Origin of the sequence: Citrobacter sp. C5_2 (genome assembly GCF_014596845.2) — a bacterium.
Lineage (GTDB): Bacteria > Pseudomonadota > Gammaproteobacteria > Enterobacterales > Enterobacteriaceae > Citrobacter > Citrobacter werkmanii.
On record NZ_CP115032.1, the window covers coordinates 629315 to 641905 of the forward strand.

Genomic DNA, 12591 nt, shown 5'->3' on the forward strand with positions numbered 1-12591 from the left:
ATCCGACCTACAAACGATGACGTCCTGTAGGCCGGATAAGACGCTTATGCGTCGCTATCCGGCATCGGTATTACTTAATAAACGTAAAGGCCGTCGTTACGCGTTTCACGCCGCTTACCCGGCTGGCGATATCCGCCGCCGCCTTCGCTTCACGTTCAGTAACCAGGCCCAGCAGGAACACTTCCCCGTTCTCGGTGGTGACTTTCACGTTTGAGGATTTCACCTGATCGCTGGTCAGCAACTGGGAACGTACTTTGGTGGTGATCCAGGTATCGTTGGACGCATCGCCCAGACCGATTGGCTGGCCCTGACGGATCTCATTAAAGACCTCAGTGGTACCTTCTACGCCCATTGCAATCTGTTTTGCTCGCGCAGACAGCTCGCTATTTGGTGACTGACCGACCAGCAGAACCTTGCCCTGATACGCGCTAACGTTGATACGCGCTTCTTTCTTGATCTGGGCATCTTTCGACAACGCCGTATTGACGCGTAATTCCAGGGTTCCGTCGTCTACCTGAGTGCCGACACTACGCGGATCCGTCGCGGCTTTAGTCCCGACGGCTGCGGTTCCGACAACGGCGGCAGCTACACAGCCTTGCAGCAGCAGTGCAGCGATAATCACAGCAAGCGGCGAAAATGCCTTCATGTGTACTCCTTAATCATCCTGGTGAGGAAAAAGCGTGTTATCGATGAGATCGCAAAGGCAGTTGACCGTCAGCATATGCATTTCCTGAACGCGGGCGCTGTGGTGTGAAGGAATGCGGATTTCAACATCCTGCGGCCCCAGCAACCCGGCCAGCTCCCCTCCGTCATACCCGGTCAGCGCGACGATTGTCATGTCGCGGGTCACGGCGGCTTCAACGGCTTTCACGATATCGCGGCTATTACCACGCGTAGAGATTGCCAGCAGAACATCACCTGCATGTCCCAGCGCACGGACTTGTTTTGCATAAACTTCGTCGTGCAGGCGATCGTTGGCAATCGCAGTTAAGACCACATTATCAGTATTTAGTGCAATAGCAGGTAAACTTGGCCGTTCCGTTTCAAAACGATTGATCATGCTGGCAGCAAAATGCTGTGCGTTGGCAGCGGACGTCCCATTACCACAACAGAGAATTTTGTTGCCATTAAGCAGGGACTGAACCAGCGTCATGGCTGCACGGGAGATCGCATCCGGGAGCGCTTCAGCCGCAGCTATCTGAGTTTGAATGCTTTCTGTAAAGCAGACTTTAATTCTATCTAACACGCTAATCCTTAAGAACCAGGCTCTGAATCTTCAACTATGAGCGGTCGTTGAACGCGTCTTTAAACCACTCAACATCATTTCCGGTGAAGGCTAACACATCGAACCGGCAATCCACAGTATCAAAACTCCCATTGTGGCGCGCAAGCCACAAGCGGGCGGTCTGTAATAATTTGTGTTGTTTGCTCCGGGTCACACTCGCCGCCGCGCCGCCAAATTGGGCTGAACGCCGGTAGCGAACTTCAACAAATACGGTGGTGTTGCCTTCACGCATTATCAGGTCGATTTCGCCGCCACGTTCACGCACGTTGGCAGCGATGAAATGCAGTCCCTTGCTGTGCAGCCAGTCACGCGCAACAGCTTCCCACGCGTCACCGGTCTGTTTGCTCGTTAACTGGCGGGGACGACCTGTCCTTGCTGGTATTTGAGCCATGATAACTTCCTGTTAATCACACAATCCTGATTTGCGGTTAATGCGCCAGTGTTGCCGTTAATTTCGAAGCCCTGCACTTGACGCATTTGCGAGAAGTGGTTGGCAAGCGACCAGGCATCGACACCCATCGCGTACATACGCGCCAGCGAGTAGTCGTTACGCACCGCGCCAAGCGCCTGCTGCATGAGAGGCATGTTAGCGCCTGCCAGCATTGGGATTTCGCTATACTGCAAGCCTTCCATTTCCAGACGGAAGTCCGGGCCAGCGGTTCCCTGCGCGCTACGGGAGCTGGCATACAGCGTTGCTCCGCTCTGGCTGCCGTTACGCATGGCGATCATCGGTTTAATAAAGGCGATTTCTTCCGGCGTCGCCAGAATATACACGGCGTCAACACGGCCACTGCCCCCGGTGATTTGCGCATCGGTGGGCGCTGCCGGGATCGTCAGACCGCCAATCGTCACGCCAGGCTGCGCAGGTACAGAAGAGGCTACCGGGCTGCCCGTCAGGGAAATACCCGCGCCGCCGTTGACACCCATTTTCAGCTCAGCCGTAGAGCCGAACTTCTGCTGCAGCACTACGCCGCCGCCCAGTTTTTGCCATTCCTGCGCAAAAGCATTAGCCACGCGATCGCCTAACGAACTGCGTGGGATCAACAGCAGCGGCGTCTGTTTGCCTTGAGCGCGGATGTGGCGTGCGGCATCGCGCGCTTCATCTTCTGGCGACAGGGCAAAGTAACAAACATTCGCCAGATTCTGTACGGACTCAGGCTGGTTAAGCGCCAGGACGTTTAATGGCGTATTGCTTTTCATCAGCTCTTCAACATTATTCTTCAACAGCGGGCCTACCACGATGCTGGCGCCATCCTGCTGAACCTGGGCCAGGATCTGGTTTAGCGGCTGCGATGAGGTGTCGTAGATTTTCAGCTCAGCGGACGGATTTGCCGGCGCGCTGGCGATAGTTGGTTGTGCTGGTGCGGTTGGCTGTGGGGCTGTGGTTTCTGGCTGCGCAGGCGTCTCGTTGGTCAGATCGCTTACTGACGCCTGAGAAGGGCTGGCAACACCGTCAGTCGTTTGCGGCTGATCCGTGGTCGTCACAGCAGAGGCATCCGCGGCGGTAACAGGAGCGGCTACAGGTTGAGTGCCCATGTTTTTCGCGGCTTCAAAGCCTTGCTGAATAGTACGACCAAATACAGCGGCCTGACCGTTCAGCGGCAGCAGCAGGGCAATCTTGCTGGTGGACGCTGGCTTAAAGCTCTGCACGTTAACCAACTGCGTTGGCAGCAGTTTTGCTCCCGGGTTTTGCGGGTAACGTTTTTGCCAGTCGGCAATACCGGCTTTCATCATGTCCGGGTCGTTACGGTTATCGAACCAGACGCGCTGGAGGTCCAGCCAGCCTTGCAGTACGTTTTCATCCGCATTGATGACCAGCGTCTGCGCTTGCTCCTGGGTCATGGACGACAGTGCCTGCCAGGTTGCATCGATGTTTTTCTGTTTAGCGTTCGCGGCAAGCAGTGGTTCCTGGGCGATCAGGGCGCGCAGCAGCGACAGAGACGGGCGACCCTGATTGGCGTCGATTTGCGCCTGCCAGTAACGCGCCTGCTGGTTTTGGTCGAAATCGGCGGGCGTGAGTTTATCCAGCAGGGCCTGTGCTCCCGCGACATCTTTCTGCGCGAGCTTGATCTCGACGGCCAGCAGTGACTGCTCACGACGCTGGGCATCGTTTAGCTTCTGCGGTAACTGGTTGAACAATTCGATAGCCTGCTGGCTCTTACCTTCTTTCAGCAGTGCACGAATGGCGAGTAATTGCCAGTTGGTCTTGCTATCATCTGAACTTTGCTGCATCTGTTGCAGATAAAAGCCGGAATCAGCCTGCGCAGTGCCCTGCATATGGGCTGCGCTCTGGTCTGGCGCCTGGGTGCCACAGCCTGCGAAAATCAAAGCTGCCAGAATGACTGGTAGCGCGCGCGCGGCTTTCAAACGAGAAAATGTTGAGGGTACCATACTGTATCCAGTGATATTTTTTTACGCAATGCTCAATATTAAATCGGCAATACGGACGACACAATGAAACAACACGAATCGGCGGATAATTCTCAAGGCCAACTCTTTATTGTACCTACTCCTATCGGAAATTTGGCTGATATTACCCAACGAGCGCTCGAAGTTTTACAAGCCGTTGATTTAATTGCCGCTGAAGACACCCGTCATACAGGATTATTGTTACAACACTTCGCGATTAACGCCCGTTTGTTTGCCTTACACGATCACAATGAGCAACAAAAAGCCGAGACGCTGGTGGCAAAGCTCAAAGAAGGCCAAAACATCGCCCTGGTTTCCGATGCCGGAACGCCGCTGATTAACGATCCGGGTTACCATCTGGTGCGCACCTGTCGCGAAGCGGGGATCCGCGTTGTTCCTCTGCCAGGCCCTTGCGCGGCGATTGCTGCCCTGAGCGCTGCCGGCCTGCCGTCTGACCGCTTTTGCTATGAGGGTTTTCTGCCTGCCAAATCGAAAGGCCGCCGCGATGCGATGAAAGCCATTGAGGCAGAACCGCGTACGCTTATTTTTTATGAATCCACCCACCGTTTACTGGATAGTCTGGAAGATATGGTCGCCGTCTGGGGAGAATCCCGTTATGTGGTGCTGGCGCGCGAACTGACCAAAACCTGGGAAACCATACACGGCGCGCCGGTCGGCGAACTACTGGCGTGGGTCAAGGAAGATGAAAACCGTCGTAAGGGCGAAATGGTGCTGATTGTCGAAGGACATAAAGCGCAGGAAGATGACCTCCCGGCTGATGCGCTGCGTACGCTGGCGTTGTTACAAAAAGAGCTGCCGCTGAAGAAAGCGGCGGCGCTGGCAGCGGAAATTCACGGCGTGAAAAAGAATGCGCTGTATAAGTACGCGCTGGACCAGCAGGGGGAGTAAGAGTGAGCACCTACCAACCACCTTTCGGCGTCACTCCATTGATCCTTAATCAAGTCATTGAAATTGGTGAGTTGATGGGGCATTGGGCCGCGATGGCTGGTAGGGCATCTCCTCTTTTGCGCAAAGAGAATCGTATTCGCACCATTCAGGCCTCTTTAGCGATTGAGCATAATTCGTTGACTAGGGAGCAAGTCACCGCACTGATGGAAGGAAAACGTATTCTACAAATCTTGTCGAACCAGCCGGGCAGATCTGCCAAAAGTATCGCTGAAGAGTGTGAAATCTCAGCTCGCACCGTAGAGCGGTATCTGAAAGCGTTGCAGCTAAAGCATCGTGCTTCGCTTCACCTGCTATCAGTAGCAAGATCTCTTTAGCATTCAGGATGTCCTTCTATCCTGACGTATGCCGCGAATCACACGATGAGCAGCCGTTTTTGACATGTCATGATGGTGTGTATCCCGCCTAATTATTCGAACAATGAGCGCTACCTGACAACACGCAGATAGCACTCGCGCAGAATATAATGACGGTCACGATAATTCGCAGGTAGCCATCAATTTGTTTGCTGAACCACAGACATTAATTTTACTCCGCACCACTTCTTTCATCGCATCCATACCGACCCGCATGTAATAGCGGGGATCGTTGCCCTGCGGATTTTCTGCAAACCATGCTTTGACCGCGTCGGCAAAGGCGATTTTCAGTTCGGTGGCCACGTTAACTTTGCATATTCCCAGCTCGATTGTGCGGCGGACGTAGTTGTCAGGAACATCGCTTGCGCCATGCAGCACCAGCGGAATATCCACCACTTCACGAATTTCCCCTAAACGCTGGAAATCGATGTTGGGCGTTTTAGTGTACAAACCGTGTGCCGTGCCGATGGCAACAGCCAGGCTGTCGACGCCGGTACGTTCGACAAACCGTTTCGCTTCCAGCGGGTCGGTCAGGAAGGCGCTTTCGGCATCCACGCTCATATCATCTTCAACGCCGCCGAGGCGGCCCAGCTCAGCTTCCACGCTGCAATCTTTGGCATGGCAAAAGTCCACAACGGATTTCACCAGCTTGACGTTTTCTTCAAACGGGAAGTGGCTGCCATCAATCATGGCGCTGCGCACCCCGGCATTCACCTTACGGCGGATATCGTCCAGCGATTCATGGTGGTCGAGGTGCAGCGCCAGCGGCATGCCGTAGCTGGTGGAATAAGCGCTGCACAGCGCATAAATCTCTTCCAGCGCGATATGTTTAAACGTACCCGGCGTTCCGGCAAGGATCACCGGCGATTGCATTTCATAGCACACTTCCAGGATCGCCTGGATCGTTTCGGCGTTATGGATGTTAAAGGCCGGTACGGCATAGCCTTTTTTTTGCGCATCCTGCAGGAGGTATTTTGTAGAAATAATGCTCATAAAACGATCCTTTTAGGCGTTCCAGGGATGAATAACAACGCCCTGTACGACGCGGTTCACGGTACCGCTGGCAGAAGGCGTATCTGGCGTATTACCGATACTGATTGACTGTGTCAGGGCGAAGACCTGCGCATAGATCAGGAAGCAGAACGCCAGTTCCATATCAATGAAGGTGCGGGCAGGCGGCAGCAGGATATGCGGGCCGGCTTCAATCACGTCATCGGTTTGTGCGGCAATCGCGACTACCCGCAGCGCCTGCCGATCGCGGCGTAACTCAGCTAACAGATCAAGATCGTATTGGCGTGTATAGGGGTGGCTGGAAACAAAGACCACTACCAGCGTTTCGTTATCAACCAGCGATTTTGGCCCATGACGAAAACCGGTCGGCGAATCATAGAATGCCGCCAGTTTACCCGCTGTCAGTTCCAGGACTTTCAGCGCCGATTCACGCGCGGCTCCCTGTAACCCACCGCTACCGAGGTAGACGATCCGTTTCCATGGCGCGTTGCCGAATACGCCGTCGCTGAAATCACCCAGTGAAGTCAGGATCGTCTGGCAACGATCGGCCACGTCGCGGAAGGTCTGGCTGTTGATTTTTTGCGGGGCGAATACCGCCAGGCAACTGGCCATCATGGTGGTAATACTGCTGGTCATGGCGAAGCCACGGTCGTGCGTTTCAGCAGGCATTAATAGTGCAAAGGCATTGTCGCTTGCGACGGCGTTTTGATACAGGCTACCTGCTTCGTTACAGGTAATTGGCAGGTGATAACACTCAGGTACAAACTGATTAGCCAGTTCCACAGCCGCAACGCTTTCGGGGCTGTTACCTGAACGAGCGAAAGAAACCAGCAGCAACGGATGTGCGGGATTCAGATAATCCATCGGATTGGTGACCAGATCGGTGGTCGGCACGGCGCTGATGTTTTTTCCGGTTTGGCTTGCCAGCCACGGAGCAATAATGTCGCCGATAAATGCGGAAGTACCCGCCCCGGTCAGTACGATCCGTAGATCGTTTTTGCGCAACAATGGCGCGAGAAAGCTATCAATGGCGGATCGAATATTATCGATATTAGCGAGAGAGCGGATCCAACTAGCGGGTTGCTGACGGATCTCTTCTTCTGTCCAGGTGCCCGTCGACGCGTGAGCAGGGGTGTAGGTTTCTGGCATAACTTAAGTCCTTAGTCTCGTAAATTCCACATAAGACGCTGGCAAAATGTCGCTATCTTTCGTTTCGTTTCACTTGTTCATATGATCGATTGATTAAAATCTATATGAAAGAAAGTGAAAGTTCAATGATGCAAAATGAAATAAAACGAAATTTGTGATCGTGAGAACGAAGGCTGTAATTATCTTGTTGATCTTTAAAGAATCGCTTGCAGATAGTGCGGATCAAAATTTTATAAGCGAAAGGAAAAGAAAGGCCCGGCGATCAAAGACCGCAGGCCAATACGAGACAAAATGAAAGGTCTAAAGGGGGAGAGCCTGACCCTGAATCCAGATCTCCTGCAAATGCAGGCCGCTATTGAGGGCGATAATGTCGGCATTTTTGCCCACCGCTAACGATCCGCGTTGGCGATCGATTCCCAACAGGCGAGCGGGATGGAGCGAAGCCATGTGGATCGCCTCTTCAGAGGTAATCCCGGTGAACTCGACCATATTACGTACGGCTGCATCAACCGAGAGCGTGCTGCCCGCCAGGCCACCGGAAGCGGTACGCACAATACCGCTGCGCATTTCCACTTCCTCACCGCAGAGCGAATAGCGCCCGTCCGGCATACCAGCAGCTTGCATCGCATCGGTGATCAGCACCAGTCTGTCTTTTGCGCAACAGCAGCATAGCTTCATGGCTGCCGGGTGGACATGGTGTCCGTCAGCGATAAGCTCCAGCCAGGCGCGAGAGTCGGTTAACCCTGCGCCAACCATTCCGGGCTCCCGGTGGTGTAAACCGGTCATACCGTTATAGCAGTGAACCAGTCCATCAGCACCGGCATCAAAGGCGGCGCGGGTTTGCTCCCAGGTGGCTGCGCTGTGGCCCAGCATCACCCGTACGTTGCGCTGCTTCAGGTGTTTGATAGCCTGCAATGCGCCGGTTTTTTCTGGCGCCAGCGCAACGACGCGCAATGTTTGTTGGGAAATCGCAATCAGTTCATCCAGTTCCCTGAGCTCCAGTTCCCTGAAGAGCTCAGGCGGATGCGCCCCTTTGTTCTGTGGCGTAAAGTACGGACCTTCAAGATAACTCCCCAGTACCTGCGCGCCAGGCCCGCCGGAATAGTAGCGGTGGGCAATACGTTTCAATGCGCGGTGAATATCGGGTAATGGGGCGGTGACGGTGGTGGGTAGCCAACTGGCTACCCCTTCGCGCGCTTTGTGCATTGCCAGCTTGTCGAGCGTATCCGGCGCATCATCCATGACATCGACACCTGCGCCTCCATGCACATGGGTATCGATATATGCAGGGCACAACAGCTCAGCATCGCGCACCATCACGCCTGAGACGATAGGCTCAATGGCTCTAATGGTGCCATCCTCAATACGCACCTGATGATCGTCCAGCCAGCCTTGTTCCGTGAGCAGACGCTTGGCGCGTAGCACCTGTATCATATCCCTTCCTCGACGGGTTTTTCCTCGCGACAGCGTCCCAGCTCGTCCACCAGGCTGGTCAACCCCCGATGTCCGCATTCCAGCGCCTGCAAACGAAACGCTTCGCTGCTCAGGCCGTCGCGTTCCAGTACCATTTCCAGCAGCAGTTGCAGATTGGTGCCGGTGATCACTTCAGTACCTTGTCTTTGCATGGCCAGTGTGGAAGCGACGCGAAATGGTGTTCCGCCCAACAAGTCAGTCAGAAACACGATGTCTTGCTGAGCATCCAGTTCACTCACTGCCTGTTCAAGTTGCGAGGTGAGTAAGGCTGTGGTTGAGGTTTCCGGAAAGTCGATGGCGATGAACTGAGTCTGTTCACCTAAAATCTGTTTCATCGCTTTTTCCATTCCGCTGGCAAACCCGCCATGACCCGTCAAAATAATACCTAACATCTACAACCCCTTACATTTACAGGAAGTGACAGAACTTACCCACGATGCCGAGCACCACGGTAATGGCGATAAGACGCAGAGGACTCCAGCCACGACGAACCAGCCAGAACATGGTCAATGTGTAGACCAGCGGCAAAAATGCAGGCATCAGCTTGTCTATAACGTCTGTCTGTAGTTTCACAACCGCATCGCCAGCAGTAATTTCCAGCGTGGTGCTCAGGCGAACATAGGTCGCTACCAGCGCGCCGATCACCGTCATCCCAACGATAGATGCCGCATGTCCAACCTTTTTGGTGTTAGCTTTAATCAGTGGGATAGCTGCAACGCCCATTCGATAAGCATAGTGTGCCAGCCCAAAGCGCAGACCAAGATGAACCACGTTAAACATCACAATAAAGACAACAGCGCCAAGAATAGAGCCTTGTAGCGCCAGGCTTGCCCCGATACCGCCGCAAATAGGCAATAACGTTAACCAGAACATGGCATCACCGATACCGCCAAGCGGCGCACCGACGGCAATCTTGGTACTTTGAATACTGTTCACATCCTGCTTGGAGCGTTCCATTGCCAGGATAATCCCGATAACAAACGTGACCAGGAACGGGTGCGTGTTGAAGAAGCCCATGTGGCCTTTCATTGAACGCGCCAGATCTCGCTTGTTGGTATGGATCTTTTTTAGTGCAGGTAACAGGCCGTACAACCATCCTGATGCCTGCATACGTTCATAGTTGAAAGAGGCCTGTAACAACATGGAACGCCAGGCAACACGGTTGATATCTTTTTTCGTCAGCTCGGCACCGATATTCTGGTCTTCGTAGACGTTTTCATTCGTGCCGGACAGCAGCGTTTCTTCGGTTTCGGAAACGTTCGGCAGAGCCGTTTGATTAGATGCCATCTTCGAATTCCTCTTTTTGTGCTGCGGGAGCTGTAGGTTCAGGTGATTTACGCAGAAAATCGATCAGCGCCATGGCCAGTGCTGCGGCGGCGATCGCCAGCACAGGGAGTTTAAGCCAGGCGGCGGCGACAAAACCCAGGATGAAGTAAGGGATGTAGACGTTTTTCATCATGATTTTCAGCAGTACGGCGAAACCGATAGCTGGCATGATGCCGCCTGCCACGCCGAGGCCGTCAATTAGGCGGGTCGGCAGAACATCTATAGCTGTTTTGGCATGTTCCGCGCCAAAGTAAATCGGCAGGAAAGCGCATAAGAAGTAGAATGTCCCCAGCGCCAGTAACGCCAGATAGTTGACCCGCTCAATTCCGTCTGTATCGGCATTCGCCGCCATGCGATCGCAGCGCGCCATCACCCCGGACATCACGGAGAAGAGGAAGGTAATACCCATTTGTACCGCTACCGCGAACGGTACAGCGACACCGACAGCGACTTCCGGTTTTACGCCAGTGGTGATGGCGAAAGTCGTCCCCACGATGGTGCCGATGATGACGTTTGGCGGCTGTGCTCCCGCCAGCGGAGCCAGACCCATCCACACCAGTTCCAGCGTACCCCCGGTTAAAATACCGGTATGCAGATCGCCCAGAATCAGGCCGACCAGCGGCCCGAGAACAACCGGGCGGTGCATGTGCGTTAACCCGTTGAACATATCCAGGCCTGCAATAAAGGCGAGAATACCCAACGCAAAAGCCTGCAACAGACTGATTTCCATTGTGAATCCCTCAGAGAAGTTTATAGAGGTCCTGGGCGGGTTCTGTTGGAACGCCCTGAACGAAGCATTCCACCCCAGCGGCTTTCAACCCGTTGAACGCCGCTATATCGGCAGCGTCTACAGAAACCGTTTTGGCGATTTGCTGCTTGCCGTTGGCATAGTGCATGTTGCCAACGTTGATACGATTAACAGGAACACCGCCTTCGACCAGACGGTAGAAATCCGCAGGCGATTTGCAGACCAGCAAAATTTTCTGGCGATCGGCGGCACGGTGAATATTGTCGATTACTTTTTGTAGTGACCAGAAGCGCACGGCAATCCCTTCCGCCAGAACCATTTCCATCAGGTTTTGCTGCACCGGATCTTCAGCCACCTCATCATTGGCGACCAGCACCAGATTTGCCCCCGCAAATCCGACCCATTGCACACCGACCTGACCGTGAATTAAACGTTCGTCAATGCGACTTAATACAATGTTTGGCATGGTATTTTTCTCTTTCTTGTTATGCGTTATGGGATGAATCACCCAGGCTGGCGCAGTGATATTGCTGCAGTATGTCCTGAATATGGTTAATGATGAGTTCTCGCGGTGTCGCGCTGAGATCTCCCTCGCGCACTTTTACGTACTGCAAGGGTAGATACTGGCTAATCAGCGGTAACGGGATCGGTTCGTCGGCCAGGTTACGCACCAGACGTTCGAATGCCTCATCAATCTGGCTGTCCGGCCAGTAGTAACGAACCCGATCTGAGTAGCTATATCCGCGGGCCAAACGGCGCGCGTTGCCATCGCCGTGATAGTGGCTCTGCCAGTACTCCGGTCGATCAAGCATCACGCTTTCCAGGACATGTCGCAGGCCTGAGCTGGCTTTTGCGGGCAGCAATTCCTCTTCAATAGCGGCTAATGAAAATAACGCTTCGCGCAGGGCAAAGGTCAGCGCCGGGCCGACTTTCAGGATCGCGAAATGATCTTTAACCAACTGGCGCAAGGACTGAGGCGTTTGGTAATCGGTAGAATGTGCTTCAAAAATCAGCGTGTCGTAGTCTTCCACCATTTTGCTGAGTGACACGGCTTTCTGCGGTTGGTAATCAATGATGTGGGTGTGGTCGAATTCGACGCCGGGTTGCACCACCAGGGCGATGATACGCGGCCAGATACCTTCCAGTCCGCGCTTTTCAAAGGCGTGATAGTGGGCCTGCAGCGTTGCGCGTGCCGCATCGGGCGTTGTTACCGCCAGTTCGGTTAATGCTTCGTGAGCGCCGCCAGGAACCGGGACTTCTGTGCCAATTACATAGACCAGGTCAGACTCACCAAAATGCGCAATACAGGTTTCTTCGGCAACTTTTGCCAGGCGCGCGGCGCGCTCAGCGACGATTTCATCCGTGAGTGGAACCGGGTCGTTAGCACAAGACATGCTGCAATCAAGGTGGATCTTTTTAAAGCCAGCGGCGACATAACTCTTGATCAGATCGTCAGCGTTGGCCATTGCTTGTTCTGCTGGCAGATTTTGCCAACGGTTTGGTCCAAGGTGGTCTCCACCGAGAATCAGCATATCCTGAGAAAAATTAAGCGAGTCGGCTAAACCGCAGACAAAACTGCGAAAATCGGCTGGTGTCATACCCGTATAGCCGCCAAACTGGTCAACCTGATTAGAAGTTGCTTCGATCAATAGCGGTGTATGATTGGCATGGGCGTAGCGTATTGCGGCTTCCAGTACGATTGGATGCGCGGAACAAACGGCATAAATCCCGTTTGCCTTCCCCCGTTTATGTTGCTCGACCATTTTAGTTAGATGTTTCACTTTCCTCTCCAGGTCAGATAACTGCGACATCAATCTTTCGTTTTGTTTCATTTAATACTGCATCATGGTGATTTAAAAATAAAACGA

Annotated in this window: 14 protein-coding genes and 1 pseudogene; 3 read left to right on the forward strand and 12 right to left on the reverse strand. The window is 53.7% G+C overall.

Features of this window, described 5'->3' with window-relative positions; all coding sequences use genetic code 11:
- Window positions 1-70: 70 nt before the first annotated feature.
- From dolP to ICA20_RS03120, 4 genes are read right to left on the reverse strand one after another with little or no spacing between them, the layout of a single operon-like run.
- Window positions 71-646: a division/outer membrane stress-associated lipid-binding lipoprotein gene (gene dolP / locus ICA20_RS03105; RefSeq protein ID WP_003024954.1), complete on the reverse strand. Its 576-nt coding sequence runs from the start codon at window positions 644-646 to the stop codon at window positions 71-73.
- Between the two features lie 9 nt (window positions 647-655).
- Window positions 656-1246, reverse strand: a complete 591-nt coding sequence (gene diaA, locus ICA20_RS03110) for a DnaA initiator-associating protein DiaA (RefSeq protein ID WP_003024948.1) — start codon at window positions 1244-1246, stop codon at window positions 656-658.
- Window positions 1247-1280: 34 nt separating this feature from the next.
- Window positions 1281-1676, reverse strand: a complete 396-nt coding sequence (locus tag ICA20_RS03115) for a YraN family protein (RefSeq protein WP_038634160.1) — start codon at window positions 1674-1676, stop codon at window positions 1281-1283.
- Complete coding sequence (locus ICA20_RS03120) at window positions 1634-3676, reverse strand: penicillin-binding protein activator (protein ID WP_038634158.1); 2043 nt, start codon at window positions 3674-3676, stop codon at window positions 1634-1636. Before ICA20_RS03120 ends, ICA20_RS03115 begins: the two co-directional genes overlap by 43 nt.
- A gap of 63 nt (window positions 3677-3739) precedes the next feature.
- On the opposite strand from ICA20_RS03120, the gene rsmI reads away from it, so the two are divergent.
- The 3 genes and pseudogenes from rsmI to ICA20_RS03135 all read left to right on the forward strand — a co-directional run bounded on the left by rsmI (window position 3740) and on the right by ICA20_RS03135 (window position 4977).
- Entirely contained in the window at window positions 3740-4603 is an 864-nt protein-coding gene (gene rsmI / locus ICA20_RS03125) for a 16S rRNA (cytidine(1402)-2'-O)-methyltransferase (RefSeq protein WP_038634156.1), read from the forward strand.
- Between the two features lie 2 nt (window positions 4604-4605).
- Window positions 4606-4827, forward strand: a pseudogene (locus ICA20_RS03130) (Fic family protein); the annotation flags it as partial.
- The gene (locus tag ICA20_RS03135) at window positions 4807-4977 is read left to right on the forward strand and encodes an HTH domain-containing protein (protein WP_199951554.1); all 171 of its coding nucleotides are present in this window, start codon (window positions 4807-4809) and stop codon (window positions 4975-4977) included. The pseudogene ICA20_RS03130 and the gene ICA20_RS03135, both read left to right, overlap by 21 nt.
- A 156-nt stretch (window positions 4978-5133) precedes the next feature.
- Here ICA20_RS03135 and kbaY read toward each other — a convergent pair whose 3' ends face one another.
- The 8 genes from kbaY to kbaZ form a co-directional block, all read right to left on the reverse strand.
- Window positions 5134-6009 carry a tagatose-bisphosphate aldolase subunit KbaY gene (gene kbaY, locus ICA20_RS03140; protein ID WP_038634152.1) on the reverse strand — a complete coding sequence of 292 codons (876 nt, stop codon included), beginning with the start codon at window positions 6007-6009 and terminating at the stop codon, window positions 5134-5136.
- A gap of 12 nt (window positions 6010-6021) precedes the next feature.
- Complete coding sequence (locus tag ICA20_RS03145; protein WP_038634150.1) at window positions 6022-7176, reverse strand: AgaS family sugar isomerase; 1155 nt, start codon at window positions 7174-7176, stop codon at window positions 6022-6024.
- Window positions 7177-7476: 300 nt separating this feature from the next.
- Window positions 7477-8610, reverse strand: coding sequence for an N-acetylglucosamine-6-phosphate deacetylase (gene nagA, locus ICA20_RS03150; protein WP_038634148.1), 1134 nt, complete (start codon window positions 8608-8610; stop codon window positions 7477-7479).
- Window positions 8607-9041 carry a PTS galactosamine/N-acetylgalactosamine transporter subunit IIA gene (gene agaF / locus ICA20_RS03155; protein WP_038634146.1) on the reverse strand — a complete coding sequence of 145 codons (435 nt, stop codon included), beginning with the start codon at window positions 9039-9041 and terminating at the stop codon, window positions 8607-8609. Before agaF ends, nagA begins: the two co-directional genes overlap by 4 nt.
- A gap of 16 nt (window positions 9042-9057) precedes the next feature.
- On the reverse strand, window positions 9058-9936 hold the full coding sequence (gene agaE, locus ICA20_RS03160; RefSeq protein ID WP_038634142.1) for a PTS N-acetylgalactosamine transporter subunit IID: 879 nt from the start codon (window positions 9934-9936) through the stop codon (window positions 9058-9060).
- A complete protein-coding gene (gene agaW / locus ICA20_RS03165; protein WP_038634140.1) occupies window positions 9926-10705 on the reverse strand; it encodes a PTS N-acetylgalactosamine transporter subunit IIC in 780 nt (259 codons plus the stop codon). Before agaW ends, agaE begins: the two co-directional genes overlap by 11 nt.
- Before the next feature lie 10 nt (window positions 10706-10715).
- Complete coding sequence (gene agaV, locus ICA20_RS03170; RefSeq protein WP_038634137.1) at window positions 10716-11189, reverse strand: PTS N-acetylgalactosamine transporter subunit IIB; 474 nt, start codon at window positions 11187-11189, stop codon at window positions 10716-10718.
- A gap of 19 nt (window positions 11190-11208) precedes the next feature.
- On the reverse strand, window positions 11209-12486 hold the full coding sequence (gene kbaZ / locus ICA20_RS03175; RefSeq protein WP_038634134.1) for a tagatose-bisphosphate aldolase subunit KbaZ: 1278 nt from the start codon (window positions 12484-12486) through the stop codon (window positions 11209-11211).
- Between the last annotated feature and the right edge of the window lie 105 nt (window positions 12487-12591).

Coding starts and splice junctions, on each gene's coding strand:
- dolP (WP_003024954.1), bottom strand. CDS start 646: ATGAAGGCATTTTCGCCGCTTGCTGTGATTATCGCTGCACTGCTGCTG.
- ICA20_RS03115 (WP_038634160.1), bottom strand. CDS start 1,676: ATGGCTCAAATACCAGCAAGGACAGGTCGTCCCCGCCAGTTAACGAGC.
- ICA20_RS03120 (WP_038634158.1), bottom strand. CDS start 3,676: ATGGTACCCTCAACATTTTCTCGTTTGAAAGCCGCGCGCGCGCTACCA.
- rsmI (WP_038634156.1), top strand. CDS start 3,740: ATGAAACAACACGAATCGGCGGATAATTCTCAAGGCCAACTCTTTATT.
- ICA20_RS03135 (WP_199951554.1), top strand. CDS start 4,807: ATGGAAGGAAAACGTATTCTACAAATCTTGTCGAACCAGCCGGGCAGA.
- kbaY (WP_038634152.1), bottom strand. CDS start 6,009: ATGAGCATTATTTCTACAAAATACCTCCTGCAGGATGCGCAAAAAAAA.
- ICA20_RS03145 (WP_038634150.1), bottom strand. CDS start 7,176: ATGCCAGAAACCTACACCCCTGCTCACGCGTCGACGGGCACCTGGACA.
- nagA (WP_038634148.1), bottom strand. CDS start 8,610: ATGATACAGGTGCTACGCGCCAAGCGTCTGCTCACGGAACAAGGCTGG.
- agaF (WP_038634146.1), bottom strand. CDS start 9,041: ATGTTAGGTATTATTTTGACGGGTCATGGCGGGTTTGCCAGCGGAATG.
- agaE (WP_038634142.1), bottom strand. CDS start 9,936: ATGGCATCTAATCAAACGGCTCTGCCGAACGTTTCCGAAACCGAAGAA.
- agaW (WP_038634140.1), bottom strand. CDS start 10,705: ATGGAAATCAGTCTGTTGCAGGCTTTTGCGTTGGGTATTCTCGCCTTT.
- agaV (WP_038634137.1), bottom strand. CDS start 11,189: ATGCCAAACATTGTATTAAGTCGCATTGACGAACGTTTAATTCACGGT.
- kbaZ (WP_038634134.1), bottom strand. CDS start 12,486: ATGGTCGAGCAACATAAACGGGGGAAGGCAAACGGGATTTATGCCGTT.